Below are 25,236 nucleotides of genomic sequence, written 5' to 3' on the forward strand. Positions count from 1 at the left end.
TTCGGAGAACGATCATGTTTCACACTTCACGACTGACCAAGACCACCCTGGCACTGTTCCTGAGCCTTGCCGCCGGCAGCGCGCTGGCCGCGGTCACGCCCCAGCTGGCCGAGCAACTGAAAACCACCCTGACCCCAATGGGCGCCGAGCGTGCCGGCAACGCCGCCGGGACCATTCCGGCCTGGACCGGTGGCATCACCCAGGCGCCCGCGGGCTACAAGCCAGGCCAGCATCACCCGGACCCCTATGCGGCGGACAAGCCGCTGTTCACCATCACCAAGGCCAACCTTGAACAGTACAAGGCCCACCTCAGTCCGGGTCAGGTCGCCCTGTTCAACAGCTACCCCGACACCTTCCAGATGCCGGTCTATCCCTCACGCCGCTCTGGCTCGGCGCCGCAGTGGCTGTATGACAACACCTTGAAGAATGCCACCGCGACCAAGCTGCTCGATGGCGGCACCGGATTTGCCGATGCCTATGGCGGTGTGCCGTTCCCGGTGCCCAAGGACGGGGTCGAGGTGCTGTGGAACCACATCACCCGTTATCGCGGCATCTATGTGGTCCGTCGTGCCTCCGAAGCGCCGGTGCAACGCAACGGCAGCTTCGCACTTGTGACCTCGCAGCAGGAGGGGCTCTTCAACTATTACCGCCCGGGCGGGCAATTCGCCGACCTGAAAAACATCCTGTTCTACTACCTGGCCTTCGTGAAGAGCCCGGCCCGCCTGGCGGGTGGTGCGGCCTTGGTTCACGAGACCCTGGACCAGCTCAAGGACCCGCGTCAGGCCTGGGTCTACGATGCGGGCCAACGCCGTGTGCGCCGGGCGCCGAACCTCGCCTATGACACCCCGATCGCCTCTTCCGACGGCCTGCGCACGGCGGACGATACCGACCTGTTCAACGGCTCGCCGGACCGCTACGACTGGAAGCTCAAGGGCAAGCAAGAGGTCTACATTCCCTACAACAACTACAAAGTCGGCAGCCCCGAAGTGAAGTACGCGCAGCTGCTCACACCGGGCCACCTCAATCCGCAATACACCCGTTATGAGCTGCACCGGGTCTGGGTGGTCGAAGGCACGCTCAAGCCGGGTGCGCGGCATATCTATTCCAAGCGTGTGCTGTTTCTGGACGAGGACAGTTGGGGCGCCGCCTTGGTCGATCAATACGACGGGCGAGGGGAGTTGTGGCGGGTGTCGATGGCCTACCTGAAAAACTTCTACGACCTGCCCACCACCTGGAGCGCGCTGGACGTATTCCATGACCTGCAGGCGCGTCGTTACTACGTGCAGAACCTGGATAACGAAGAGCAGGGCACCGTGGACTTCACCCAACCGGTGCCGGAAGACGCGTACTTCATGCCGTCGGCATTGCGCCAGCGTGGGACGCGGTGATATTGGCCATTCGGAAGATTGCCGGGTTTTGGTTTGCCAGAATGTGCTAGCCTGCAATCAATGATTTCATTGATTGCAGGAGGCATCATGGCCAGCATCACAATTAGAAACCTTGATGAGAAGCTCAAGGAGCAACTGCGCATCACAGCGGCTCATAACGGACATTCCATGGAAGAAGAGGCTCGCCTGATTCTGGGCAGGGCCTTGGCGACTGTTGATCGCGCCGGTGGACTTGGAAGTAGGATCCGCAATCGTTTCAGCACTCTGGGCGGAGTCGAGCTTGATCTGCCGGAGCGTTCAGAGAAAGCAACGGCGGTGGATTTTTCTGAATGATAGTGCTCGATACCAACGTTCTTTCAGAGTTTATGCGAGTCGAGCCTGAAAGCCGGGTGCTTGCCTGGGTTGATGCGCAGCCGGCGATGGATCTGACAGTGAGTGCGGTAACGGTGGCGGAAATACTCCACGGCATCGCACGCCTGCCTTCGGGCAAGCGCAAACAAAAACTTGAAGCCCATGCCATGGCCATGTTCGAAGAGGACTTTGCCGGGCGCATTTTGCCGTTCGATGCTCATGCCGCAGTTGAGTACGCAGCGCTGACGGCAGGTGCTGAGGCAAATGGGCGTGCGGTTTCAATGGCTGATGCGCAAATTGCCGCCATTTGCCGAAGCCATGGGGCGGCAATAGCCACCCGCAATGTTCGAGATTTCGGATTTTCCGGGATTGAAGTCATCAATCCTTGGGAGGCCTGAACATCTTCGCTGACAGGTAGATTGCCATCGCGGGCAAGCCACGCTCCCACAGGGTTTTGAGTCGTTCACAGATTCTGTGTTCGACACCTTACCTGTGGGAGCGGGCTTGCCCGCGAATGGGTCTTTCAATCACCGCAGGTATACGGTCAAACGCGGAAGTGGCTCACCATCTGCTGCAATTGACCACCCAACCGTGCCAGTTCAACGCTGGACTTGGCGGTCTCATCGCTCGCCGCAGCCGTCTGTTCCGACACATCGCGCACGTTGATGATGCTGCGGCTGATCTCTTCGGCCACGGCGCTTTGCTGTTCGGCCGCCGCGGCGATCTGCTGGTTCATCGACTGGATGTTGGACACCGTGCGGGTGATGCTCTCCAGTGACTCGCCGGCCTTGCGGGTCAGGGCCACGCTGCTGTCGGTGAGGACGCGGCTGTTGTTCATCACCGCGGACACTTGTTGCGTGCCGTTCTGCAGGCCGGCCACCAGGCCTTCGATTTCCTCGGTGGACTTCTGCGTGCGCTGGGCCAGGCCGCGGACCTCGTCGGCCACCACGGCAAAACCACGACCGGCTTCACCGGCGCGGGCCGCTTCGATGGCGGCGTTGAGCGCCAGCAGGTTGGTCTGTTCGGCCACGGCCTTGATCACGTCCATGACGCTGCCGATCTTGTCGCTTTCCTGTTGCAACACGCTCATGGCTTCGGTGGAACGTACCACTTCGCTGGCCAGGCGCTCGATCTGGGCGATGGCTTCGTTGACCACTTTGTCGCCTTCACGGGCTTCGCCGTCCGCCGCCGCAGCGGCTTGCGAAGCTTCTTCGGCGTTGCGCGCGACTTCCTGCACGGTGGCGGTCATCTCGTGCATGGCGGTCGCGACCTGATCGGTCTCGACTTTCTGGCTGTTGACCCCGGCGCTGGTCTGCTCGGTCACGGCCGACAGTTCCTCGGCGGCGCTGGCGATCTGGGTCACGCCGTCGCGGATGCCGCTGATCAAGTCGCGCAGGGTCACGCCCATGCGTGCGATGCCTTGTTGCAACACGCCGAGTTCGTCACGACGGGTGACCAGCACGTTCTGGGACAGATCGCCGCTGGCGATGCGGTCGACCACCGCCAGGGTTTCGCGCAATGGACGGGTGATCTGGCGCGTGATGACTACGGCGGCAATGATGCCCACCAACAATGCCAGCAGCGTACTGATCAGCTGCAGCGTGCGCGCCCGGGCGCTTTCGGCGTCACGGCGGTCGAGCTGGATCTGATACAGCTGATCGCTCTGGGACACGATGGCGGCGCCCTGGTCGGTCATTTCCTTGCGCGCCTGCACCGCGTCATTGCTGGCGGCCTTGTAAGCCTGCAAGGCACTGCGATAGTTGCCCAGCGCGGTTTCCAGCTGACGCAGGGCGTCTTGCTGGGTGTCAGCGAAATGCGCGTTCAGCGGTTTCAGGCTGGCGATCGCGGCGTCCAGTTGGCTGACCGCTTTTTGTTCGGTTTCGGTATTGGTGGTGGCGGTGTATCCACGTACTTCATAACGCGCCAACAGGAAGGCTTCCTTGGCCGTTGTAATGGCCTGGAACTGTTCGAAGCGCTGGTCGCTCAGGGGCATTTGCTGCACGCGGGTGTTGATGTCATTGATCAGCGAGTTGGCGGTTTCTGCGTTGACGCTCATGGCGTCGCGGGCGCTGTTGCCGGCGCGATAAGCGTTGCGCATCTTGCCCAGGGATGTCCTGTAGGCGTCGATCACGGTGCCCTGTTCCCGGAGCAGCTTGAGGTTTTCCGGGCTCTTGAACTTCGCCAGCAGTGCCTGTTGTTGGGCCGAGAAGGCGTCGAGGGTGGTCTGCACGCCCTGCGCGGCGGTTTCGTCGCCGTTGGTCAGCATGTATTGCAGGCGAACCACGCGCAGCTTGGTCAGGCCGGCGTTGAGCTGGGTGATGTCGCTCATCCAGTTGCTGCGGTCGATCAACCCGCCCAGGCTGCTCCAGCCGGTCAGGGCGAGGACGCAGGTCAGTGCCAGCACGAGGCCAAATCCAAGGCCCAGTTTCAGGTTCACGCTGATGTTGCCGAACCAGCTATTCATCAAATTCCTCCAGGAACGTAGTGCTACTTTTTCGTCGGTTGGCTGGAAGATTGTTTTTTTTGGGGGCCGCCAAGCTGTGTAAGCAGGATGTATCGGCAGCAATGGCGGGAGCTGAAAGGATTTTTCCGAATGGATTCTGTAACAAGATTTTTACAGTGCTTTTAAGCTTTTTTTCACATGTGTTTCACCTGCCACCGACGCACGCTTCTTTAACCTCCCGGGATCTAATGAGGTGGTGCGTGCCGGCGAGGCGGCTTGATGTGGAATTGAGACTGAGTCTTTTCGGGATAAAACGCTCGATCGACCTGAAGCGCTTCGCCCGCTATCGCAACGCTGCGGTGGTGTTGGCCTCGGCGCTGCTGGTGATTCCGTTGACCTTTTTTTTGCTGCGTCCCGCCACTGCACCGGACCTGGCTCACGGCAATGTGGCCGGTGCACAGGCTTTGATGACTGGATGGGCCAAGGGCGACGTGATCGTGCTGGTGCGCCACGTCGAGCGTTGCGATCACTCCTCGGCGCCTTGCCTGGTTGGCAATGACGGCATTACCGAGCGCTCTCGCAGCATTGCCGAGAGCCTCGGGGCGCAGTTCAAACACCTTGGCCTGGGCAAGGCCGACATCTATCACAGCCCGATCCTGCGTACGGCTCAGACGGCCAACTTCATGTTCAACAAGGTTGGCACGGGAGAGGACTGGCTGATCAGTTGCAAGGGCACCATGCTGCGTGACGCGCTTGCGCATAAAGTGGCCGGGCGTAACCTGGTTCTGGTGACCCACAGCGAGTGCATGGAGCAACTGGAAAAAGAGCTCGCGTTACCGCCTTCGACCCTGGGTTATGGCGCTTCACTGTTTATTTCCGCCGAAACCCCACAGACTCCGCACATGCTTGGCTTTATCGAAGCTTCCGACTGGAGCTCGGTGAGCACTCATTGAGTTTTTCCTTCCTCTTTCTGAATCAGGATTTACAATGCTGACCGCCTCTCGCTACCGCTTTTACTGGGTGAATTTCGGTATTCCGCTGGCCTGCGCGGTCGTGGTGTTCCTGATGTTCGACATGACCAGCATCGACATCGCCTTCAACAACTATTTTTTTGACCCGGTGACGCAGACGTACCCGCTGGACCAGGTCCACCTGTTCGAAAAAATCACGCATAAATGGGCGCGTATCATCCCGAACTGGACCGGCGAAATTGCGATTATCGGTGCCTTGCTGTCGTTTCTCTGGCCGCGCCTGAAGGCTGAAAAGCATTCGAAAATCATCGCCTTCCTGGAAAAAATCAAAGTCGCACCGGTGCTGCGCTTTGCCACCCGCCACCGTCGCGATTTTCTCTACGTGGTGTTCGCGTTCTCCATCAGCACCGGTGTGATTCACTACCTCAAGGGCCACACCAGCGTGTATTGCCCGATCGAGACCACCCTGTACGGCGGCAAAATGGAGCACGTCGAGTGGTACGAGAATTTCGACCTGCTGAAAGTCGCCGGTGAAGGGCGCTGCTGGCCGGGCGGACATGCTTCGGGCGGTTTCACCATGCTGGCGTTGTACTTCGTGGCGCGTCGTTATCGCTGGCGCTATTCCAAGGCGATCATGTACGGCTCGCTGACCCTCGGTTTCATCTACGGCACAACGCGGGTGCTGCAAGGCTGGCACTACATGTCCCACACCTTCTGGGCCGGGATCTTCGTGTGGCTGGCGTGTTTGCTGACGGCGCTGGCGTTCTACGGGCGAGCGAGGCTGGAACAGCCGGTGCTCTCCAAAGCGAATTCGCAGGCAAAAAAAAGCCCGCGGGAGGGCGGGCAAACCGTAGTTTCTTGAATGAGCGAGCGAAATGTACAGGCTGGCGCGAGAGGGTGGGGTGAAGAAAAATTCATCTCGATCAAAGCCCCGCACCAGAGCCTGCGACACCGCTACGGCAAATGATCCGCAGCAAAGTCGGCTTCCGACCGCGCACGTAAACGGCCCTTGCGGCAGGCTTGCTGGAAGCGCTCGAAATCGCGTTCGTTCTGCTTGGTATAACCCTGGGCATACTTATAGAGCGCATCGGCCAGTGCGTCGCTCTTGCCGATGTAGCCGCTGATCACCGCCGCCTGCCCGGAAGACTTGGCATGGGCGCGAGCCAGGGCCCGGCCGCAAAGCCGGCCATAGGCCGCGAAGGCATCGCCATCGAACGTCTCGAGTTCGGCGGAGATTTTCATATCGCGCAATTGCCGCACATAGAAATGCCGCCCGCTGGGGCCGGTGGTCCAGCCGAGGAACAGGTCGCTGGCCGATTGCATCAAGCGTTGACCCTCGACCACCCGCTGCCCTTCATGCCGCACCCGCGACCTGGCCTTCACGTAGCCAGCGAGCACCGAACGCCGCGCTTCCTTGAATTGCAGGAACAGCGGGAACTGCTGATCGTCGGTCAGCAGCGCCACCAGGCAACGGGTGCCGACACTGCCGACGCCCACCACCTTGAACGCCATGTCCTGCACATGAAAACGCGACAGCAGATCACGGCGGTCCGCTTGCAGGGTGCCGCGATAGTCACGCATGAAGGTGTCGTAGAGCGGACGCCAGTCCGAGAGACGCAACCAGTCATCATCGGCGTCCAGCAATGTGGTGTTCTTGTGCAGGTGGAAAATTTCCGGCAGGTCATCGCGAATGATCAGACGCCCATGGGCGTCGCGTTCGCTGATTTTTGGCAGCAGTTCGGCATGGGTGCGACGCTCGGCTTTTTCGATGGCGCGTTCCACGTGTTCCAGGGTGCTTTTGTTGGCCTGCGCCAGCAGGTCGTCATAGCTGATGGATTCGTACCAGGTTTCCAGCGAACTTTGTTCAGCGCATTCGAGCATGGTTTTCTGATAGGCACTCACCACCTCATGGCAGATGCTTTCTTCAACCGATTCGCCATGGCGCAAGTCGCGGGCGGCCACCAGAAAACTCGCCACCAGGCGCTTCAAGTCCCACTCCCACGGCCCGGGATGGGCCTCATCGAAGTCGTTGACGCTGAACAGCAAGTTGCGTTCCGGCGTTGCGAAACCGCCGAAATTCATCAAGTGGCTATCGCCACAAATCGGCGAAACCAGCCCCATGTTCGAAGTGCCCGCCAAGTCGTGGGCCTGCAGCAGCGCATTGCCGCGATAGAAGGTGAACGGCGACACCAGCATGCGCCCGTAGCGCAGCTCCACCAGCGATTTGACGCGTCCTTCACTCGACGCCTTGATCAGCGGAATCGGGTCGCGGTCGACATTGCCCAGGGACGCTTGCGAACTGCGCGAGCACTTCTTGCGTGCATCCTTGCCTTGCTTAAAACGGTCGGTGAGGGTGGTCATGGGGGCCTATTCGAGGGGGGTACAGGGCGATTGCGGATTGAGTGTAGAAGGGCTTTGCGGGTTCGTGTTTGCCCGGCGGCTCACCTGTCTGGCATCGGCATGTCTCGATCCCTCTCAAGCCTCTGCTTCGTCGAGTGGCGCGATGTTGTCCAGCGCCCGGTTCACCAGCAATTGCGCCAGCACGGCCAACTGCTGGATTGCCAGGGCGATGTTGCGACGCGAGCTCTCAAGCTCGCAGGCAAGGTCGGTACTCATGACGTTGAGCGAGGCGAGGGTTTCGCTGGCGTGGGTGAGCAGGGATGGCGTGTCGATGTCGGGGCGGATGGTGAAGACGTGGCTGACGGGGTCGAGGTGATTGGGGTTGCGCAGGCGGGCGCTGATGGCGGGTTCGGTGGTGTTGGAGAGGTTGGATAGGTTGGGTGATTCGGTTGTTGAGTCTGGCGGATTTGGGCTTTGTTTTTTCATGATGGGGTTCCTGGTTTGTTCAAAGGAGCCACCGCTCTCCTGCTGTCAAACAAGGTGGGCGGCGGCTGTACGCAGGTTGACAGACCGGAAACACAGGAAACCGGTGCATCCGAAGATGCCCCACGCACAGCCACCATGAAAATTGCACGCGCGAAAGCATGCCGTTTTGTTTGGGCGAGTGGAAGGTTCCTGTTTTCAGCCTGTCAAAGCTGATCACTGATTTTCAGCGACCCAGAAAGGCTATCGTCGAGAAGCAGACCCCGCCAGTTCATGAAGTGCGATGCGTTTTGCGGGAAATGTCCTAGGACAAGGGGAAGTCACAGGTTGCTCGATTTCACCGTGTGCTTGAAATGATGCTCCCAAAGCCTGACTCCCAACCCCCCCGTCCGGTCCAGCGACGACCCCACCGTCAAATCCGTAATCAAGGTTGGCTGCAAGCCCGCATCAAACAGCGCAAACCCCGCCGCCAGGCAGCAGGTTTCGGTCTGCAGGCCGCACACCAGTACGCGCTCGACGTTCAGGCTTTTCAGGTAGTCGATGGTTTCCGCTGTGGGGGCGTAGCCGTGCTTGATGAAAATGCGGTCGGCGGGGATCAGGCTTTCATCGTCCGGTGCGGGGTGCCAGCCAAGCTGTTTTTCGAAGGGGGTTATGGACTCGTCGTGACGCTCGACCGTGGCGACGCTGGGCAGGGTGCCGAGGAGTGCCTGGATACCTTCGACCAGCCACTGTGGTGGGGCGAAGCCGGGTTGTACGTCGATGATCAGGAGGGCTTGGCGCATGGGGTTCTCCGAGGGAATGGCAGTGATCAAAATATTGTGGATGGTCTCGCTGGCCGCCTCCTGCACTTAGCGGCCTTGCGTGAACGTCTATGTGACCCTCTCGTCAGATTTCACCTGCCACAAAGTGCTTTTGTGAGTTGGGAGCGTACGATGCAATACAGGTTCTCGCTGAATTCCCGCTTGAGTGAACGAAGCGACTGAGCGGAATGGAGTTGGAGAAACATCATGATTCCCAAGCACTATTTGAAAGCCCTGGCGACGCTACTCATCGCCGCTGGTGTGCAGTGGGTGATGCTACCTGTCTACGCGACCGAGCAGGGTGAACAACGGCGTGAAGCTCGCGATACCAGGCAGGAAGGGCGCTCCACTGCTCGGCAAACCAAGGATGCCTGCAGAAAGGGCAGTGACAAGAGTAACGTGGAATGTCGTCAGGACAAGCGCAGCACCAAGCAGGATACTCGTCGCACAGCCCGGGACATCAAGTACTGATCGTTGGCGTGGGTCCTGTTTCAGACTGTTGTAGGACCTGCGATACAGCCAGAAACAACAAAGCCCACACAGGGTGGGCTTCGTTGGTGTCTCAATTGGTGGGCCGGGGTAATCTGAATTGATTTTATAACATGTTGATTATTATAGATTATTTTCGGTTAAATTTTTTATTGGAATACCTTTTGGAATACCATTCGCGAATCTTCTTGAATTCCTACCTTTACGTCCATAAATGCTCAATTCCACAGCTGTTCGTCGGATCTCCCTTTTGAGCGGAGCCAACGGCTTCTGATAGCCATTGCTGGCGATTGTGCATTCCCTTCACTCGCTCTGGCGAGTCAGCACATGCCATATTGCCTTCGGTACAGCAAATGGGCGGTCTCTATTACTTCCTGCTCCAACGCCCGGCGAATACCGCGTCGGCGGCTACTACAGTACCACCAAGGCTGACGATTCTATCTTGCTGCGGACGTGGCACAGGAGCCGCTGAGCGATACAGGCTTCAAATCCAACAACAACAAACACGGCGCCTAGTAGGGGGTGCAGCATCAGGTCTACAAGGATGCGACCAACCCGGCCCGGCGCTGACCTTGTTCAGCGACGCCACTGTGCATGACAAGGCCACCAACAAGATCGATCGCTACATCCAAAGTGGAGCTTTACTACGGCTTCCTGGTCAGCAAGTGGCTGACTGCGCGGACAAACATTCAATACGTGGTGAGTCCTGGCGGCTTCAACGATGTCGACAATGCCTGGATTGCCGGTTAGAAGTTTGAAACCACGTTGTAGTGCAAGATGTGCCAGGTTTGGCGCTAGGCCCAGTTTCTTTGCCTGCGTGAGTTATGAGAGCCCATAGTAGTTCAGTCGGGGAGGACGGTCCCAGGACGTGCAAGATGCTCTGCATAACAGCTGCGTCACAGCGTGTCTTGGCACGATGTAGAGCAGGTAAATAGAGAGCAGCCATTGTATCGCTCTCTTGAGCTAGATCCTTCCGGGGCGGAAAATAATCCGAGAGTGAGGTCGGGTCTTGACCGGAGATCTATCAGGATCTATTTCTGCAAAGTCCACTAATCTTGATTGAGTAGTTTGGAGTTTTTTAGTTTTTCAGCAATGTACGTAGCGTTTATCTCTTCTTGCGCTATGAGGATTTCTATTGCTCGTGCACGACTGATTTCATGTTGTTCGCATATTTTGTCTAAACTGCGTATAGCCTTGTCGGAAAGTATAAAGTTGTACTGAGACTTCCCTGATAGGTTGCTTCTGTATTTTTGCTGGCTCCATCGTGCTTTAATTTTAGTGAGGTAGAGCTCTCTTTGTTCGTTGATGATAAAGCTTTCGTCAAAATATATTAAAAGGTCTTCGTAGTCTTCAAATGGGGGGCATGAAAGAGTGAGTTGAGTGTTCTTTGTAAGCCATTCCCACGCGAGTAAGATTTTTTGGTTGTCGTCTTTAAACCATCTGAAAGGTTTGTCAGCGTTTTTTTGTGATCTCCACAGTTCCTCTATGTTCTTCAGTTCAATACGCTTGTAGGTGATGTCGGCTTCCCAGCAGTCTGCGATGTAATACAGTCTGTCCATTCCATGTAGGTTTGTTGGGATCATGAATGGAATAAGTCCTGAAGCGGTAAGTAACCGATTACTCACCCATGAGATTTGGCGTTTGCCCTCATGTATCCACTTGAAGTGATCCTGATGAAGTAACTTCGCCGCTTCCTGTTGTTTCAAAGTCTCAGCGATATGTGGGTTTAAACTCAAGCCCTCTGCGATTATGTTGCGCATCTCTCGCGGCGCTCTGTCGAGGGGGCCAATATTGAGCCCGTAATCTTGGAGGCGTTTCCATAGCCAAATATCTCTGCGGTCATTGACTGAATTGTCTCCCCAGAGCTGAGAAAGATGATCATTGACTCTGATGGACATTTTATAAGTCTTCTAGAAAAAATTCAGTATTTTTATAGCACAAAAATAGAAATTTTGCATGAATTTTATAGTTTTTTACTAGAATATTTATAGTAGATGATTCTTATGATAAGACCGAAATTATGCGGTGTTTAAGACATCAGCACATGGAGTTCGCCCGACTGACCATCCGTGAGCAAGCCGCTGAAATGCTGCTGGGCCTGAACCGGCTTGAGGTCAACAAGGAGCGGGTGACGGAAGGTCTTCAAAAATCCGTCAACGCCGCTGCCCATGGCAAGGAAGGGTAGCTTCTCACCATGCCCGCTATCTAGCCTCTGAGTGTTCATTGACTAGTCGCTGGACAGGAGTTTCGTGGCCTTCAGTAAAATTCTACTGACCTTGCCAATCCTCTGGACGAATACAGGAGATGCGTTCATGAGGATAATTCGATTGAAAGAGGTCGTGGATCTCACTGGTCTTGCTAGATCCACTATCTACAAGTTTATTTCGGGAGATTCATTTCCTAAGCCTATTTCATTGGGTGACCGTTGCGTAGGTTGGCTGGAAAGTGAAGTGCACGAATGGATACTGGATAAAGTTAAAGAGCGGGATAAAGTTGTGAGCGAGAGCACCTGATATTTTGCTGTGGCTGGCTTTGGAGGTTTAATTGGATGGGTTTAATTAACACCACTAGAGATATGTTCCTTGGTGGTGATTTTCCGGAGCGGCTTTAACCTGTATGAAGTTGTATTTTAGCAAGGTTTGTGGGCGGTTTGTTTAGCGTGCTGCCGCCTGATTGCTTCGGTATTGGTACTATGTTTATACAGTATCTCTATTGTGAGTTTGGCTTGTCTGTACTGGTTAGGTGTAGGAGGTGTGTCGGAGGGAAGATAGGCGCTCTAAGCAGAGCAGTATTGTGCTCTGCATTCTTAGATGTAAGTAAAAATGTACTAGTGGGCCTGACTATATGAAACTCAATACTCGGAGCTCCATCATGGCTAGATATCCAGGTAACACGAACTTAACCCTTCATTGCGAAGGTTCTTATCAAGGCTTGACCGTGCAAGTGGATAAGGGACCTTTCATCCAAGAGTACCTAAACCGTCTTCATCAGACGGTATCTCGAGCGCTTAATCAGTACCCTCGTGTGTTTGCATTCAGGTTTGACCTGCGGCTACCAGCTAACATTCAATTGCCTGATTACGCTTTCACGAACGAAGTTATTGACCGCTTCATCGAATCCTTTAAAGCCAAGATCAAGCACAATCGCCAGATGGCGAAACTTGTGAATAAGTACGCACACGACACCAAGGTGCGTTACATCTGGGCTAGGGAACAAGGGCAGCACGGGCGACCACATCATCACTTTGCGATCTTGCTGAACTACGATGCCTTCAATGCGCTGGGTAAGCTCGAATCAGGCAGAGACAACATGTTTAATCGCTTGGAAGGAGCGTGGGCAAGTGCTTTAGGGCTATCAGTAGAAGCCGTCAGGGGGTTGGTCGAGATTCCACAAAATCCTTACTATCACTTGTATCGCGACGAGATAGCCGGACAGGCAGCCTTCTTCCATCGTGCGAGCTACCTGTGTAAGTCGAGCACGAAGGTTTTTGGGGATGGTTCCCATGGTTTCGGGTGCAGCAGAACCTGAGCACAACGCTGAATAACGACAAAAAAAATAGAAGGACACCGTGCCGACGACCACCCTGGCAGTGCCAAAGGCGGTCCATCGGACGGTGTGTACATTGGAGTTAAAGGTAACCTCGTTCAGCCAGCGATACGCAGCCTTCATGACCTACAACGATGTGATCCAACGTCTGGGTGCCAATCATGCTGAGGGCGTTCTTGAGCGCCTGGGTTAGCGTGCGATCAGCTTGGCTGGGTTCAGGGTCGCCGGATGGATGGTTATGTACCAAAATCACCGCTGCCGCATTGTGCTCCAACGCAATTTTGACTACTTCTCGCGGGTAGACGCTGGCGCCATCCAGCGTGCCTCTGAATAGCTCTCTGAAGGCAATCACTCGATGTTTGCTGTCGAGCAGTAGTAGCGCAAAGACCTCGTGCTCGTGGTACTGCAGCAGTGTTTGCAGGTGGCTAAAAACCTGCTTTGGCTCCGTTAATGCCCGGCCTTTAGACAGACGGCTCATTGCCAATTGTTGTGCCATCTGCAGGATGTCAGCCTCGGTAACCGGGGATTCCATGACATAGGTACCGATTGTTTCACCGGCTATCAGCTTGTGATATTTCATTCGGGTATTCCTGAGCGAATAGGGAAGAACGCAGAAGAGTTGATGGCTACTGAACCGAAGACCTGCTTTTGTGCTGCGAGGCTCGCGATTCCAGCTTCTGGGCAAGTGAGGGTTTGGCAGGCGCTGCCGGTGGAGGGGGGTTGAGTTCTATACGGCTGGGCTGATCTTCAATGACAGGGAAGAACTCCTCGACGATGGCACCTGTGTCCTCCACGGTGTCCTCAAAGGCCCCATTGTTAAAACCCTGCCGTGCCGCTTGATCCAAGGCGCTCTGGTCAAAGCCTGCGGCTTGACGGGTCTCCTCCAATTGCTTGGCTGCAAGTAAGGCATCTTCCATGCCCAGACCGCTGCGTACCGTGATGTCTACGTAGAAAATCGGTACACCGTGGCTTTGGCGAGTGGACTTACCGCGAAGACGCAACTCCAGCGGCAGGCAGGCCAGTCGATCGCCGGAGATGGCTTGCAGATAGTGCAGTCGCGCTGCCAGGGTGCGGATGCTGTTGTAGCCTGTGGTGCGAAAGACAAAGCTGCCAAGTGGATCGTCATCGCCAATCACAACGTTGAGCCGGCCGTAAGGTTTGCAGGCATTGCCTTGAGCCAGTGAACAGCCATCCGGTGAAGGGCAGGGCAACGACTGAATACCATCCTTGGTCAGACGCTTGCAGGTCTCACCATTGCCGACGCACAGCGGCCGGCCAGTATTACGGTCGAACAGGCTGTAGTCAGCCCGAAAGTTGAGGTCCGGCTCGTTGAACAGCAGCCGGATCGGAATGCTGCGCAGCTTGCCGTCCTTACCATTGCGCAGTTCTTCGTTAAGGGGATGCAGCAACCAGCCGTCACGGTTATGTAATTGGGAGGTGAGGGTAAATTGATCGTCCTTTTCTGGCAGACGCTTACCGTTCTTTTCGACGACTTTGCCGATGGAAATTCGGCCTAAAACCGGCGGTGTGATGGCTAAACCTTTGAGCATGGGAGTTCTCCTGTCACTGAAATAAAAACGCCACCGAGACCGCGTGAGCGACCAGGGTGGCATTGAAGGGAAAGGGCACGGGGATAAGGGAGGAGCGAACGATCGTTTAAGCCAGCAGAAAACGTCGACTACCGGCTTTGGTGGTCGAGTAGCGAACTTGCAGATGAGGCTTTTCTTTTAGCAGGCGGGGGATATCCAGAGCCAAGCTGTCTTTGGCTTTCTTCCACGTGATGCTGCCGGTTGCGAAGGTCGCCTGACTGGCATCGCCTATGGCCTGTTGCAGTGTTTGCTTAAGTTGAGCTTCCTGCGCCTCCTGCAGAGCAATCGACTTGCGCACGTTCTGCAGCTCGGTAAAGGCCGTGCAGAGCAGTGTGTCCTGGCTAAAGTCTAGGGTTTGTCCATTGTCGTGCGGATACAGACAGCGCAAAGCTTGCTCCGCTGAGGCCGAACCGTCTGCCGGCGGTGGGGTGTCACTGACGACGTAATCCCAGAAGAGCCGTTCCAGGTCGATCAGCCGAGCTATCAGTGACTCATCGCGCTCAATGCGATGGATTTCCAGGTGCTGACCTCCGAGCAGTACCGCCACATCCGCCGCCTGCTTGCCAGTCACGGCCAACTGGTGAATGACCTGCAACTGCACATACTCGGGCACGCCTTCTTTCCAGAGACGTGCGCCGTTTATGCCGGCGGTTTTGCATTCGAGAATCTGCACTTCTGACGCACCGATAACCTCACGGTCGATATTGGCCAGCATCCAGGCCAGTTTGGGATCAGGATGCTGCAGAACCGCATTGACCCGGCGGACCCGATGACCGCTGCGCCGGGTGTAATGGGATGCGACAATCGGCTCCAGGATGTTGCCCCAGTACGCGGGGCTTTCCTCATCCTGCGGATCGAGCATGGTTAGTAAGGTGTCACGCCCGGTTTTTTCCATCCACAGTTCCAGCTGTGATTTATAAGGGTTCAGGCCCACAGCGGCGGCGGCATCTGAACTGCCGATGCCTTGCTTGCGCACGGTCAACCAGTCCTCACGCGGCAGTTGTTTGGTGCCGACCAAGCGTAAGGCAGGACTGGGTTTAGTTCTGAGATGTAGTAGGGATTGAGAGCTCATAATCATTTCCTTGAGGCATAAAAACGCCCAACCAGCACGAAGCTGATCAGGCGTTTAGGGAGTGGAAGAACAGAATGGGGAAGGGGTTTATGAGGACAGTGAAAACTAGGCCTAAGCTGCAAGTTGTAGCGCCGCCTCCAGCGCCCGTTGCTTGAGCTGTGCTCCTTGCCCGAACCAGGCAGAGTCCATACGGTACTCGATGCTTCTCGCACGGCGTTCGTGGTCGACGTACTCCGTCACGGCGTTGAGCAGGCCCCAGGCGGTTCCTTGAGCTGACTCCAGGGTTGACCCGCGGCCCTGACCTTCATACAGGCATTGCACCTTGCGTAGCGCCCGCTCGTTGGGAAGTACTGCCGGTAGTGGCATGTTCGGATTGGCATCACACAGCACGTTCATGAAGAATCCCATGGCTTCATGCCACTGAACTTTGCGTTCAGATAGCATTCGCATCCGGTGCATGAAGTTGTCCCATTGCGAGACGGCGATACCGAGTTGCTTTTTAACTGCCTGTGGATCGAAACGCGTGCTGTGCGGCACCTTGATCGCTTTGGCCGAACCGTCCAGCGCAATAGTCAACGTGTTATTGCAAACTACCCGCACAGTTGTAGGTGTGGCCGTGGTAGCCAAGGTACCGTCACAGGAGGTGGCCAGCAGGAGATAACCATTGACCTGATCGTTGCCTCTCAAGGTCGTACCTTGGCCAGTGCGGGCCAGCGCCCAAAACTTGCGACCGCCTTTGAGTACGCCGGCCGTTTCCAGCTCGAAGCCCGATACTTCAGTGAGGTCCCGATAGAACTCCAAGACCTCGCGCGGCTGCACGACCTGGTAGCGCTGAGAAACCACGGACAACGGGGCCTTAGTATCGGAGCGGTAGAGAACCTTCTGGTCAGGGAAGGTGTGAATTGAGCCAAGTGCACCGATGCTATCGGATTTGAAATGCACCGGGCTGTCCTGGATCTTCCAGTCCATACCCGCTTCGCGCTGCCAGATTTCGATGGGTTGTTTCGGAGAAAGACGACTACCCAGACCGTGCCAGGGAGTTGCGCCAACATAAGCCATTTGTTCAATGAGATGAGCCATGGGAATAGGTCCTTTCACAAAAGGGGCGCCCCTGTTTGCATGAGAAACAGGGGCTGACTCGATGAGTTAGCGATTAGCGCTGAAGCTGTAACCGCACTCTAGGCATTGATAGTTATTCAGTACCTTGTCATCGATCTGTTCACCGAGCGTGGCCCCGGCGATACCGCCAGCGACCCCTCCAAACAACCCCCCTAAAATCGCCCCAGCGACGCTCCCGATTGCGATGCCTATTGGGCCTCCGGCGACACCTAAAACAGCTCCAGCTTCAGCGCCGGACAGAGCGCCAGCTGTACCACTAGCGGCGCCGCCTGCGGCACCGATCAAACCGCCTGCTTGTTTGCCGATATTTTTCGTGACGATGCGTCCAGAGTTACAACTTGGGCAAGGGCTATACATACGCAGATCCTCTCAAATGATGAGCGTGCTAAGCGAAGTGCAGGCACGCCAAAATCCCAACTGCAGTCGATACAGGTGGGCGTTCATAGAGGTGATATAGGTCTGAAATATTTTTGATTATCCACGGGCGCATAGCCAATGGTCATGACACTCGAGCCGGAGGGAGTATGAGGCAAACCCGCCCTACAACTGACCGACTATCGGGTCTCTCGGACCAGAAATCCATTGATAGCGCCCAGCGTTACGACAGTAAAAACTCAGGCTAAGGAGCTGGCATAAGGGCATGATTTTCTAGCATTTGTCCATGGGAAGTTCTTGATTCGCCGTAGTGAAACTACAGCGCTCCCATCCCGAATTTGTTGTGCCCCGAAAAATGTGCCGAGCGAGGTACTGTCATTGATCGCCAGCGGGATTGGCGATTGACGCATCAATGTGAGCGTGTCGGTCGTCCTGAAAATCCAAACCCATGGTCTGCGGGTATTTGGATTTTAGTTTACTGAGCTGAAACGACGACGGTACTCCGTCGGCGTCAGGCCAACGACCCTTCGGAACCGCGACCGGAAGGTCACCGCAGACCCGAATCCGGAAAGAAGTGCCGTTTGATCAATCGATGTATCGCTCTCCTCAAGCAATGCACGCGCTCGATCAATACGAGCGGTGAGAAGCCACTGTAAAGCTGTAGTACCGGTCTGTTCTTGAAATCGCCGAGCAAAGGTGCGAGAGCTCATGTTGGCACGAGCCGCAAGACTAACGACCGTGTGCGAACTGTTCAAATTGTCTCGCATCCATTCGATCAAGGGCATTAAGCTCGTTGGAGAGCTTGGAAGCTCCTGACGAATAAACTGGGCCTGACCACCATCACGGTACAGTGGCGCGACCGCTAGACGGGCAGTGTTTGCCGCAACAGACTGGCCGTAATCGCGTCGCACGAGATGCAAACACATATCTAATCCTGCTGACGCGCCGGCCGAAGTCACGATGCTTCCTTCATCGACGAACAGAACATTAGGTTCTACTTGTATCTCTGGGTGAAGCTTGGCCAAGTCCTCGGCGAAACGCCAATGCGTAGTAGCGCGTTTTCCGTCAAGAAGACCGCTCTCGGCAAGGATAAAAGCCCCAGTGCAGATTGACGCCAATCGTGCACCACGAACATATGCCTCGCGAAGAGCGATTCTTACCGTCTCTGGAACCTCTCCAAACGGGTCTTCACACCCTGGAATGACAATAGTGTGGGCTAGCTCAAGACGGTCGAGGCCGTACCGCACATGCATATCAAAGCTAGCGGCCCGAATTGTCCGCTCGGGTGCGCACACCTCCACCTCGTATGCGTTGCTGTTATCGACCTTAGAAGCCAAAGCGAAAACCTGATAGGCGATACCAAAGTCCAACGGCACCACGTCATTCAATACCAGAACCGCAATTTTATGCACGGCGTTGACTCCTGCTCTCAAAATTAAATAACTGGCAGAAAACGATCGCTTGATGTCATTTAAGCCACTCACGTGTAGCGTCTGGCAGGAATACTCTTTAGTCAACTACGACGAGAGGAGACGGTAATGACTGATGAGCTGAGCAATAAGATTCAAGACCGCCAACTGCAGATTGGCATGGTAATTTTTCCTGGCTTCACTCTGCAGGATTTGGCTGGCCCACAGACGGCGTTCGGCCTTCATGCCAAAACTCACATAATCTGGAAGACCATGGAGCCCGTTCCCACGGATATGGGCGTCACCATGAACCCCACGATCACGATTGATGACGTTCCAGATAACCTAGACGTGCTGTTCGTCGCAGGTGGCGGAGGAACCCCTGAAATCATGAAGGACCGGGAGTTGCTCGATTTCATTGCTCGCGCAGGACAGACTGCCACCTATGTAACCGCCGTATGCACAGGCTCTGTACTTCTTGCTATGGCGGGACTATTGGAGGGCTACCGTGCAGCGACCTACTGGCCTTTCTACGAACCCCTCATAGCACTGGGTATCGAGCCGAGCTACGAACGGGTATGCGTCGACAGGAACCGAATCACAGGTGGCGGTGTAACGGCAGGTATCGACTTTGCGCTGAAGGTCATCGCCGAGCTTAAAGGCCAGGATGCGGCAGAGTTTACTCAGCTTGTGCTCGAGTACGACCCGCAGCCGACAATGAACTCGGGGAATCCACGTACCGCGCGGCCGGAGATCGTCGCACAGATAAAGGGTCTGTGGGGGAGAACTGACGAGGCTGTGAGAGTCGCGAATGAGCATATGGAGCGTCGAGCGCAGTTATCAAAACTAGCTCCCGCGTGATCGTTGCTCTGTAACGTTGTTCTCGGCGGACCTTGATCAGTCATTTCTGCGCCATGCCGCGGGGTCGCTCTAGGCTCAGTTCCTAAGCTGGCGTCAAGTTCAAGCATATAGCCCCGCGCGTACCTACGCGCGGGGGTTTTACGTTTAGAATGGCTCATTAGTGGCCCACTTGTAAGCACCCACGTGAATGCCATCTTTACAATCCTTCGCACGTTTCGGCTCCTTTTGAATGAATGGATTCAGCATTCTCAAGAGCCATAAGTCAGCGGGTGCATCCAGGATGAGTTCGGCTTCGCTATGTACCGCTATTGATTATCGAGCACTCACCACTCAACCGATTCTCGCGGCGGACATACTGCGGTGAATATCCATGCAGTCGAACGAACGCCCTACGCATCCGTTCTGGGTCAGTAAAACCGACCGCCTGAGCAATCTGCTCGATCGGCTCGCTGCCTTCTTGCAGACGTAAACACGCCGCTTCGACGCGCAAGCGTTCCACTGCTTTAGCTGGTGTTTCACCTGTCTCTCGGCGGAATGCTCGTCCGAATTGTCGCAGGCTCAATCTCGCCGCATCGGCGAGTCTCTCAATGGGCAACTCCTCGGCCAGATGCTCTCTCGCGAATTTCAGCGCAATACGGATGCGATCTGACTCTGGCTCCATTTGTGACATCGCGGAAAACTGTGACTGGCCACCAGGCCGTCGGTATGGAACGACCAGCAATCTGGAGACATCGCGCGCTACATTCACGCCCATATCTTTCTCAATCAGGGCGAGGGCCAGATCGATCCCGGAAGCGATGCCGGCCGACGTCCAGATGTGCCCGTCCTCAATAAAAATATTGTCCCCCGCAACCTTGATGCGGGGAAAACGCGATTGCAGTAGTGCGGTGTGATTCCAGTGCGTCGTGGCCCGCCGATCGTTCAACAGCCCGATTTCCGCAAGCAAGAACGCCCCGGTGCACACGCTGGCGACTCGCGAAGCGTTGACGATCAATTGCCTTGCTGCGGCGAGATTCTCTGCTGTCAGCATTGGCTCGACTTCGCCACCCACAAAAATCACGGTGTCAAAGGTGTGCTGGCCAACTGGAGTAGTTTCGACCGGAAGGCCTGAATTACCAATAACCGATCCTCCGGAGTGCGATACGACACGAAGCTCATACGGCTTATGACCAACAGCCGTAGCCACTTGATTGAATGCAGACAGTGGCCCAGCAAGATCGAGGGCATCGTGACCAGGGCAGACAAAAAATCCAATTCGGTACATCGCAGCTCAGCTCCAGCGTTTTAAGTCTCAGATTAACGGGAACCCTAGTGTAATACCACGAAGCCTGGCGCCCTTCATGGCTTTTAGTAGCGAGATTTATTGGCTTAAAGTGAGGGATAAACGTCGTTTTCGTTTCCCATATTCCTACGTAAAGTTGGTGACACGAACACCATGAGCGACGGTTGTAATGCTCGCTTTTACAGGTTCGCAGGCGGCGCAGTAGAGCACTACGAATCACCAATGTTTTAGTCCAATCCTCGTAAGGCAACGGCTTGAGTAGGCTTACTCAGGAGTGGGCCCGCTAGGTATGAATGCATCGTCTCTAAGCCAGGGGAGGAGCACTCGTTGTAGCAACCATTTTGGTGATCGCGGTACGTGACTCTGCGAGGCCCATAAAAACACGCACATTTCGCTAGCTACGAGGGTTCCACATGACTTCCCATATAAAACCAGTCGCCACCACTGAGTACGACGATGTGATTCAGGCAGCACAAGCTTATATTGACGGATATCGCTCTGGGGATATCGCTGGAATTGAGAAAGCTTTCCACGAAGACGCGATAATGTGGGGCTACAGCGGTGATGAGCTGCTTCAAGGTCCGGCTATTCCGGTATTTGCGAGCTTCTTCAAAGCGCTGGGTGCCTCACCGAATACCCGCAGTCGTCTGGATATCTTGGCTATCACACCCACAGCTGCAGTTGTCCGGGTGGACATGGAGAATGACGTTTTGAGCGCGAGCTTCCACGACTTTCTTTCGCTGCTCAAAATCGATGGTCAGTGGAAAATTATCTCGAAGATTTTTCAACGGTACGCATAAGGATTCGACAGCATCGCATCAGATAAATTATTCCGTATCGTTCGAGGTCTCCACAGCTTCCGCTGTGGCGACGTTGATAAGCATTTGCCTCATTGTGGCAAGGTGGACCCAGCTGCTGCGCGACGCGTGTGTGAAACCTATCCCTTTCAAAATCCGGCATTTTCTTAGATTGCGGTTCGATGTCGAGGATGTCGAGAAAGACTGACCGTCGCTTGCGTGTTTTATGACGAGCGCAGGCTCCAGCCTCACTGCACAGAAAGACCTTTATGCTATTCATCACACTCCCTGAGAAATGAAGATCTCTGTTTTTTCGCTCTGTACAGAAGTTGGGCGCCGTTTGACTGATCCACATCAACCCGTTTGAACTTAGTTTGCTCAATCAGCCACTACAAAAGCATTTCTTCTACTAGAGTTTCATTGCTGAATCCATCAATTCATTTGGCGTCATCAGCCATATTTAATGCCCGCGCAGTGGCCTCAACTTTGATCGATTCCATCTCGCCCATGGCGTTCTCTACCGTAAGATGCAAAAGCACCTTGTCGCCATTTTCAACCTGTTTCACCAAGTCAATCAGCATAATGTGATAGTTATGGGGATCCAGAATGACTGTTTTGCCAGCAGGTAAGGCAACGAACTCTACTGGTTGCATACGCATCACGTCGTTCTTGATGGTCGACTGGTGAATTTGCACGGTTTTCGCTATCGATGATTGGGCACTGAGCAGCTTGCTATCGCTGCTTGCAGTGATCGTCATGAACGCACCAGTCGCTTGTTGTCCTGGCACTGTCGCGCGAACCCATGCGTCTTCTACCTGCGTCTGGGCTGATACCTGGCAAGCCAATCCAAATAAGGAAAGTCCGATTGCGATCTGTTTAAAGCTCTGGAAAATATTTGCTCGATAGGGGGCCGTGTTCATTAGCAAATCTCCATGAGGGTAGTCAGATCTTCTGCACATTGCAGCGCCGAAAGTGCTTGAGAAAATCCAAGGCGTAGTTTTCCTTCGTAGTCATATACGTAGCTCGTCGATGAATGAGTAAGTGTATATGTTGATCCAATAGGTACTTTCTCATAGAACACACCGAATTCTTTGGCTGTAGCGGCCGTTTCTTCTAGTGTTCCATAGAGTGCGACAAATGAGGGATCAAAAGTTTTGACATATGCGTCGAGTACGGCTGGTGAATCCCGTTCCGGATCAAGCGTTATAAAGACAACCTGAAGGCGGTAGCCATCCTTATCCATTATTTTTTTGATTTTTACTGCACGAGCTAAGGCAGTTGGGCAGACTGCCGGGCATTGAGTAAATCCAAAAAAAATCATGGGCATCACGCCCCGATAGCTTGAAAGAGTTCTCACCTCGCCGTCAGTGTCTTTTAACTTGAATGTGCGCCCAAGAATCTTATCGCTCAAATCTTTACCGTATTTGTATGACAACTCACCCCGGGTATCGCAGCCTGCGAGGATGCCCATACCTAGAAGTCCCATGCCTGAAATCACCTTACGGCGAGTCAATATAACGCTCATTGATTCAAGCCTCCTCATACGAAAATCGTGCAGATCACTACTGCGGTGAATTTTATGATTATTTATCTAATACTGTTAACGTAAGGTCCAACAGCACAAAATTTAAACCACCTAACTAAGTATTCATGCAATGAAGATATAGACTCCCACCACTCATCCAACCAGAATGGGTACTGGGAGTCAGCCGGAGTTACCAATTTCTGGGGATTAAGATTCCTGGGGTAAATCGTCAGATAGTCTCAAGGTGGATTAATCAGGACTATGCGTTTACGCCCCCGTCCACGCTCAAACTGGTGCCGGTGATGTGTTTAGCGCTTGGGCTTGCGATGAACGCGACCGCCACTGCGACATCCTTCCCAGTACCGTATCGCCCTAATGCTGAATGAGCCCTCATCGCGTCAGCACCATCACCATCGGCAGGGTTCATATCAGTGTCCGTAGGTCCAGGATGCACAGTATTAACGGTGATGCCTTGCGGCCCCAATTCACGAGCAAGTCCTCGTGTAAAGGAGAGCAGGGAGGACTTGGACATGGAATAGACCGTGACCGATTCAAAGGCCACGCGCTCCGCCAGACAGGAGCCGATATTGATGATTCTTCCGCCCTCTCCAAGATAGGTGATGGCAGCTTGAGACGCCAAGATCACTGCCCTAATGTTTACGGCGATGATCTGGTCTATCTGATACAGTTGCATTGCCTCTAGCGGGCAAATAAAAGCGACGCCCGCGTTGTTTACTAGTATGTCCAAACCTCCTAAAAGCCTAGCGGCCTCATGTACAGACCGAGTAACAGCCTGGGAATCCGCACTGTCGGCTTGGATAGGGAAGGCTTTAACACCCAATCCCTCAATTTCTCTGGCCAGCTCCTCGGCGGCATCCCCAGAGCGAACATAGCTGAAAGCAATATCAGCTCCTTTTTCTGCCAACTCGATGGCGATAGCTGCACCAATACCGCGTGCGGCGCCAGTGATGAATGCACGTTTGCCTGAAAGTTCTTTCATGACTGTCCCATTAATAGATTAGAGATTCATCGCGACCATTAGAGGTCACTAAAATCCAGAGACTTAAGCTTAAGTGTCACTAGCGCTTTGCAAAACGACTTATTCCCCTCGATTTACGCCATGCTTTTCGATCGAACTTGTTTCTACTTCCGAATTAGATATTGATGAGTCTGCTGTTAGGGGGAATAGATTTTCGGCATAACGTCGAAATATCCCCATGCTACGAGGATTGCGCCGCAGGCAATGAATCCTGAAGGGGTAGTTAAGGCACTTCAACCTCAGACTCATAAGCGGTAAAACCCTGATGCGTGGCCAGTCGCCTGATGCTTTGAGGAGGGTGCCCGATAACTCTGATAAAGGCTCTGCGCATCCGCTCCGGGTCCTTAAAGCCCACCGAGTGTGCTATCAGCTCTATTGGTTCAGTCCCACGTTCAACGCGCAGCTTCGCAACCTCGACACGCAAACGCTCCACGGCTTTAGCCGGCGTTTCCCCAGTTTCTAGCAGAAATGCTCGACCGAATTGACGCAAGCTTAGGCAAGCGATCGACGCTAAATGCTCAGTTGACAGCTGTTCGTTCAGATGCTCTCGCATGTAGGAAAGTACTTCTCTCATGCGATCAGTCGTCGGCTCCATATCAGCCATGGCCGAAAATTGTGATTGACCTCCTGGCCGACGGTGATACACGACCATGGCGCGGGCGACCTCATGGGAAACCGCACTTCCGAGATCATCCTCAATCATGGCCAGCGCCAGATCAATTCCCGCAGAGATGCCAGCAGAGGTCCAGATGCCGCCATCCTTGGTGAATATATGATTGGGCTGGACCCGCACCTTCGGAAAGTTTCGTTGCAGTCGTGCGGTCTGCCTCCAGTGTGTAGTCGCCCTCCGACCGTCTAACAAACCCGCCGAAGCCAATAGAAAAGCCCCAGTACAAACACTCGCAACTCGCCTAGTACCTTTCGCGGCCGCATTGGCGAGGCGGTCTGACACCATGGGTAGGTCATAGGGCTTAGAAAAAGCCTTTCCGCCGACCACTATCAACGTATCGTATGGGGTTGATCTGATCTTCTGACTCTTTACTTCTAGACCAGATGAACTCATTACACCCCCCCCCGACAACGAAACCACCGAACAGCAGTAGGAATCTTGTGCAGCAATGTCTTTAGCGATCTCAAAGGCGGCCAGCGGACCGCTAAGATCCAGGATCTGAAACTCGGGAAAGATCAGGAAAGCGATGTCACGCATGGGAGTACCTTCTTAAAAAAATCAAAGATCCTGCTTGGAATCATCTCTCGCCTGCCAGCGCCCTCCTGGCCGATTTGCGTACTGCAGGGACCAAATGATCCTATAAAAACGTCATGGCGGAAAGTGCAAAAAACCCTCAAAAAACGTCAT

28 protein-coding genes and 1 pseudogene are annotated in these 25,236 nt (G+C 54.7%); 12 read left to right on the forward strand and 17 right to left on the reverse strand.

Annotated elements, in window-relative coordinates; translation table 11 throughout:
- Window positions 1-14: 14 nt before the first annotated feature.
- The 3 genes from KW846_RS10880 (at window position 15) to KW846_RS10890 (ending at window position 2,137) form a co-directional block, all read left to right on the forward strand.
- Entirely contained in the window at window positions 15-1,388 is a 1,374-nt protein-coding gene (locus KW846_RS10880; protein WP_218482235.1) for a DUF1329 domain-containing protein, read from the forward strand.
- Window positions 1,389-1,475: 87 nt separating this feature from the next.
- On the forward strand, window positions 1,476-1,721 hold the full coding sequence (locus KW846_RS10885) for a plasmid stabilization protein (RefSeq protein ID WP_007973186.1): 246 nt from the start codon (window positions 1,476-1,478) through the stop codon (window positions 1,719-1,721).
- Window positions 1,718-2,137, forward strand: coding sequence for a type II toxin-antitoxin system VapC family toxin (locus KW846_RS10890; RefSeq protein ID WP_218482236.1), 420 nt, complete (start codon window positions 1,718-1,720; stop codon window positions 2,135-2,137). Before KW846_RS10885 ends, KW846_RS10890 begins: the two co-directional genes overlap by 4 nt.
- 146 nt (window positions 2,138-2,283) lie before the next feature.
- Here KW846_RS10890 and KW846_RS30400 read toward each other — a convergent pair whose 3' ends face one another.
- Both KW846_RS30400 and KW846_RS30405 read right to left on the reverse strand, forming a co-directional pair.
- A complete protein-coding gene (locus tag KW846_RS30400) occupies window positions 2,284-3,147 on the reverse strand; it encodes a methyl-accepting chemotaxis protein (RefSeq protein ID WP_371317832.1) in 864 nt (287 codons plus the stop codon).
- Window positions 3,142-4,203: pseudogene (locus KW846_RS30405) on the reverse strand (methyl-accepting chemotaxis protein); the annotation flags it as partial. The pseudogene KW846_RS30405 and the gene KW846_RS30400, both read right to left, overlap by 6 nt.
- Before the next feature lie 260 nt (window positions 4,204-4,463).
- Here KW846_RS30405 and KW846_RS10900 point away from each other — a divergent pair.
- The gene (locus KW846_RS10900; protein WP_033047688.1) at window positions 4,464-5,135 is read left to right on the forward strand and encodes a histidine phosphatase family protein; all 672 of its coding nucleotides are present in this window, start codon (window positions 4,464-4,466) and stop codon (window positions 5,133-5,135) included.
- Between the two features lie 34 nt (window positions 5,136-5,169).
- Window positions 5,170-6,015, forward strand: coding sequence for a phosphatase PAP2 family protein (locus KW846_RS10905; protein ID WP_218482238.1), 846 nt, complete (start codon window positions 5,170-5,172; stop codon window positions 6,013-6,015).
- Between the two features lie 92 nt (window positions 6,016-6,107).
- Here the strand turns inward: KW846_RS10905 and KW846_RS10910 are convergent, their stop codons facing one another.
- The 3 genes from KW846_RS10910 to KW846_RS10925 form a co-directional block, all read right to left on the reverse strand.
- Window positions 6,108-7,514 carry a DUF2252 domain-containing protein gene (locus KW846_RS10910; protein WP_218482239.1) on the reverse strand — a complete coding sequence of 469 codons (1,407 nt, stop codon included), beginning with the start codon at window positions 7,512-7,514 and terminating at the stop codon, window positions 6,108-6,110.
- A gap of 114 nt (window positions 7,515-7,628) precedes the next feature.
- Window positions 7,629-7,979, reverse strand: coding sequence for a DUF6124 family protein (locus tag KW846_RS10915; protein ID WP_218482240.1), 351 nt, complete (start codon window positions 7,977-7,979; stop codon window positions 7,629-7,631).
- A 317-nt stretch (window positions 7,980-8,296) separates the two neighbouring features.
- Entirely contained in the window at window positions 8,297-8,758 is a 462-nt protein-coding gene (locus KW846_RS10925; RefSeq protein ID WP_218482242.1) for an isochorismatase family protein, read from the reverse strand.
- A gap of 225 nt (window positions 8,759-8,983) precedes the next feature.
- On the opposite strand from KW846_RS10925, the gene KW846_RS10930 reads away from it, so the two are divergent.
- Together KW846_RS10930 and KW846_RS30410 are read left to right on the forward strand one after the other, a co-directional pair.
- Window positions 8,984-9,247: a hypothetical protein gene (locus tag KW846_RS10930; protein WP_007973164.1), complete on the forward strand. Its 264-nt coding sequence runs from the start codon at window positions 8,984-8,986 to the stop codon at window positions 9,245-9,247.
- Window positions 9,248-9,859: 612 nt separating this feature from the next.
- Entirely contained in the window at window positions 9,860-10,015 is a 156-nt protein-coding gene (locus KW846_RS30410) for a carbohydrate porin (protein WP_371321740.1), read from the forward strand.
- 299 nt (window positions 10,016-10,314) lie between these two features.
- On the opposite strand, the gene KW846_RS10940 is transcribed toward KW846_RS30410, so the two are convergent.
- On the reverse strand, window positions 10,315-11,163 hold the full coding sequence (locus tag KW846_RS10940; RefSeq protein ID WP_218482244.1) for a hypothetical protein: 849 nt from the start codon (window positions 11,161-11,163) through the stop codon (window positions 10,315-10,317).
- 146 nt (window positions 11,164-11,309) lie between these two features.
- On the opposite strand from KW846_RS10940, the gene KW846_RS10945 reads away from it, so the two are divergent.
- The 3 genes from KW846_RS10945 (at window position 11,310) to KW846_RS10955 (ending at window position 12,793) form a co-directional block, all read left to right on the forward strand.
- Window positions 11,310-11,450 (forward strand): hypothetical protein, encoded by a 141-nt coding sequence (locus tag KW846_RS10945; protein WP_218482245.1) that lies wholly within the window; start codon window positions 11,310-11,312, stop codon window positions 11,448-11,450.
- Between the two features lie 127 nt (window positions 11,451-11,577).
- Window positions 11,578-11,778, forward strand: a complete 201-nt coding sequence (locus KW846_RS10950; RefSeq protein WP_218482497.1) for an AlpA family transcriptional regulator — start codon at window positions 11,578-11,580, stop codon at window positions 11,776-11,778.
- A gap of 358 nt (window positions 11,779-12,136) precedes the next feature.
- Window positions 12,137-12,793: an inovirus Gp2 family protein gene (locus tag KW846_RS10955; protein WP_218482246.1), complete on the forward strand. Its 657-nt coding sequence runs from the start codon at window positions 12,137-12,139 to the stop codon at window positions 12,791-12,793.
- A gap of 100 nt (window positions 12,794-12,893) precedes the next feature.
- On the opposite strand, the gene radC is transcribed toward KW846_RS10955, so the two are convergent.
- The 6 genes from radC to KW846_RS10980 all read right to left on the reverse strand — a co-directional run bounded on the left by radC (window position 12,894) and on the right by KW846_RS10980 (window position 18,450).
- Window positions 12,894-13,391, reverse strand: a complete 498-nt coding sequence (gene radC / locus KW846_RS10960; protein ID WP_080520279.1) for a DNA repair protein RadC — start codon at window positions 13,389-13,391, stop codon at window positions 12,894-12,896.
- 46 nt (window positions 13,392-13,437) lie between these two features.
- The gene (locus tag KW846_RS10965) at window positions 13,438-14,361 is read right to left on the reverse strand and encodes a hypothetical protein (RefSeq protein ID WP_047335637.1); all 924 of its coding nucleotides are present in this window, start codon (window positions 14,359-14,361) and stop codon (window positions 13,438-13,440) included.
- A gap of 106 nt (window positions 14,362-14,467) precedes the next feature.
- On the reverse strand, window positions 14,468-15,472 hold the full coding sequence (locus tag KW846_RS10970; RefSeq protein WP_218482247.1) for a YqaJ viral recombinase family protein: 1,005 nt from the start codon (window positions 15,470-15,472) through the stop codon (window positions 14,468-14,470).
- Window positions 15,473-15,583: 111 nt separating this feature from the next.
- Window positions 15,584-16,552, reverse strand: a complete 969-nt coding sequence (locus tag KW846_RS10975; RefSeq protein WP_047335639.1) for a DUF932 domain-containing protein — start codon at window positions 16,550-16,552, stop codon at window positions 15,584-15,586.
- A 66-nt stretch (window positions 16,553-16,618) separates the two neighbouring features.
- The gene (locus KW846_RS30005) at window positions 16,619-16,948 is read right to left on the reverse strand and encodes a hypothetical protein (protein ID WP_008436736.1); all 330 of its coding nucleotides are present in this window, start codon (window positions 16,946-16,948) and stop codon (window positions 16,619-16,621) included.
- Window positions 16,949-17,436: 488 nt separating this feature from the next.
- A complete protein-coding gene (locus tag KW846_RS10980) occupies window positions 17,437-18,450 on the reverse strand; it encodes a helix-turn-helix domain-containing protein (RefSeq protein WP_371321741.1) in 1,014 nt (337 codons plus the stop codon).
- 54 nt (window positions 18,451-18,504) lie between these two features.
- Between KW846_RS10980 and KW846_RS10985 the strand changes: the two genes are divergently transcribed.
- Window positions 18,505-19,236, forward strand: a complete 732-nt coding sequence (locus KW846_RS10985) for a DJ-1/PfpI family protein (protein WP_080520273.1) — start codon at window positions 18,505-18,507, stop codon at window positions 19,234-19,236.
- Between the two features lie 295 nt (window positions 19,237-19,531).
- Here KW846_RS10985 and KW846_RS10990 read toward each other — a convergent pair whose 3' ends face one another.
- Entirely contained in the window at window positions 19,532-20,500 is a 969-nt protein-coding gene (locus tag KW846_RS10990) for a GlxA family transcriptional regulator (protein ID WP_218482248.1), read from the reverse strand.
- A 431-nt stretch (window positions 20,501-20,931) separates the two neighbouring features.
- Here KW846_RS10990 and KW846_RS10995 point away from each other — a divergent pair, with 431 nt between their 5' ends.
- Window positions 20,932-21,318 carry a nuclear transport factor 2 family protein gene (locus KW846_RS10995; protein ID WP_168426372.1) on the forward strand — a complete coding sequence of 129 codons (387 nt, stop codon included), beginning with the start codon at window positions 20,932-20,934 and terminating at the stop codon, window positions 21,316-21,318.
- Between the two features lie 434 nt (window positions 21,319-21,752).
- Here the strand turns inward: KW846_RS10995 and KW846_RS11000 are convergent, their stop codons facing one another.
- The 4 genes from KW846_RS11000 to KW846_RS11015 form a co-directional block, all read right to left on the reverse strand.
- Entirely contained in the window at window positions 21,753-22,235 is a 483-nt protein-coding gene (locus KW846_RS11000) for a copper chaperone PCu(A)C (protein WP_168426371.1), read from the reverse strand.
- Complete coding sequence (locus KW846_RS11005; protein ID WP_218482249.1) at window positions 22,235-22,840, reverse strand: SCO family protein; 606 nt, start codon at window positions 22,838-22,840, stop codon at window positions 22,235-22,237. The genes KW846_RS11000 and KW846_RS11005 overlap by 1 nt, the downstream gene beginning before the upstream one ends.
- Window positions 22,841-23,099: 259 nt before the next feature.
- A complete protein-coding gene (locus tag KW846_RS11010; RefSeq protein WP_218482250.1) occupies window positions 23,100-23,840 on the reverse strand; it encodes an SDR family oxidoreductase in 741 nt (246 codons plus the stop codon).
- A 262-nt stretch (window positions 23,841-24,102) separates the two neighbouring features.
- Window positions 24,103-25,086, reverse strand: a complete 984-nt coding sequence (locus tag KW846_RS11015; protein WP_218482251.1) for a GlxA family transcriptional regulator — start codon at window positions 25,084-25,086, stop codon at window positions 24,103-24,105.
- Between the last annotated feature and the right edge of the window lie 150 nt (window positions 25,087-25,236).

Origin of the sequence: Pseudomonas sp. PDM32 (genome assembly GCF_019219225.1) — a bacterium.
Classification (GTDB): domain Bacteria; phylum Pseudomonadota; class Gammaproteobacteria; order Pseudomonadales; family Pseudomonadaceae; genus Aquipseudomonas; species Aquipseudomonas laurylsulfatiphila.

Coding starts and splice junctions, on each gene's coding strand:
- KW846_RS10880 (WP_218482235.1), top strand. CDS start 15: ATGTTTCACACTTCACGACTGACCAAGACCACCCTGGCACTGTTCCTG.
- KW846_RS10885 (WP_007973186.1), top strand. CDS start 1,476: ATGGCCAGCATCACAATTAGAAACCTTGATGAGAAGCTCAAGGAGCAA.
- KW846_RS10890 (WP_218482236.1), top strand. CDS start 1,718: ATGATAGTGCTCGATACCAACGTTCTTTCAGAGTTTATGCGAGTCGAG.
- KW846_RS30400 (WP_371317832.1), bottom strand. CDS start 3,147: ATGGGCGTGACCCTGCGCGACTTGATCAGCGGCATCCGCGACGGCGTG.
- KW846_RS10905 (WP_218482238.1), top strand. CDS start 5,170: ATGCTGACCGCCTCTCGCTACCGCTTTTACTGGGTGAATTTCGGTATT.
- KW846_RS10910 (WP_218482239.1), bottom strand. CDS start 7,514: ATGACCACCCTCACCGACCGTTTTAAGCAAGGCAAGGATGCACGCAAG.
- KW846_RS10915 (WP_218482240.1), bottom strand. CDS start 7,979: ATGAAAAAACAAAGCCCAAATCCGCCAGACTCAACAACCGAATCACCC.
- KW846_RS10925 (WP_218482242.1), bottom strand. CDS start 8,758: ATGCGCCAAGCCCTCCTGATCATCGACGTACAACCCGGCTTCGCCCCA.
- KW846_RS10930 (WP_007973164.1), top strand. CDS start 8,984: ATGATTCCCAAGCACTATTTGAAAGCCCTGGCGACGCTACTCATCGCC.
- KW846_RS30410 (WP_371321740.1), top strand. CDS start 9,860: ATGACAAGGCCACCAACAAGATCGATCGCTACATCCAAAGTGGAGCTT.
- KW846_RS10940 (WP_218482244.1), bottom strand. CDS start 11,163: ATGTCCATCAGAGTCAATGATCATCTTTCTCAGCTCTGGGGAGACAAT.
- KW846_RS10945 (WP_218482245.1), top strand. CDS start 11,310: ATGGAGTTCGCCCGACTGACCATCCGTGAGCAAGCCGCTGAAATGCTG.
- KW846_RS10950 (WP_218482497.1), top strand. CDS start 11,578: ATGAGGATAATTCGATTGAAAGAGGTCGTGGATCTCACTGGTCTTGCT.
- KW846_RS10955 (WP_218482246.1), top strand. CDS start 12,137: ATGGCTAGATATCCAGGTAACACGAACTTAACCCTTCATTGCGAAGGT.
- radC (WP_080520279.1), bottom strand. CDS start 13,391: ATGAAATATCACAAGCTGATAGCCGGTGAAACAATCGGTACCTATGTC.
- KW846_RS10965 (WP_047335637.1), bottom strand. CDS start 14,361: ATGCTCAAAGGTTTAGCCATCACACCGCCGGTTTTAGGCCGAATTTCC.
- KW846_RS10970 (WP_218482247.1), bottom strand. CDS start 15,472: ATGAGCTCTCAATCCCTACTACATCTCAGAACTAAACCCAGTCCTGCC.
- KW846_RS10975 (WP_047335639.1), bottom strand. CDS start 16,552: ATGGCTCATCTCATTGAACAAATGGCTTATGTTGGCGCAACTCCCTGG.
- KW846_RS30005 (WP_008436736.1), bottom strand. CDS start 16,948: ATGTATAGCCCTTGCCCAAGTTGTAACTCTGGACGCATCGTCACGAAA.
- KW846_RS10985 (WP_080520273.1), top strand. CDS start 18,505: ATGACTGATGAGCTGAGCAATAAGATTCAAGACCGCCAACTGCAGATT.
- KW846_RS10990 (WP_218482248.1), bottom strand. CDS start 20,500: ATGTACCGAATTGGATTTTTTGTCTGCCCTGGTCACGATGCCCTCGAT.
- KW846_RS10995 (WP_168426372.1), top strand. CDS start 20,932: ATGACTTCCCATATAAAACCAGTCGCCACCACTGAGTACGACGATGTG.
- KW846_RS11000 (WP_168426371.1), bottom strand. CDS start 22,235: ATGAACACGGCCCCCTATCGAGCAAATATTTTCCAGAGCTTTAAACAG.
- KW846_RS11005 (WP_218482249.1), bottom strand. CDS start 22,840: ATGAGCGTTATATTGACTCGCCGTAAGGTGATTTCAGGCATGGGACTT.
- KW846_RS11010 (WP_218482250.1), bottom strand. CDS start 23,840: ATGAAAGAACTTTCAGGCAAACGTGCATTCATCACTGGCGCCGCACGC.
- KW846_RS11015 (WP_218482251.1), bottom strand. CDS start 25,086: ATGCGTGACATCGCTTTCCTGATCTTTCCCGAGTTTCAGATCCTGGAT.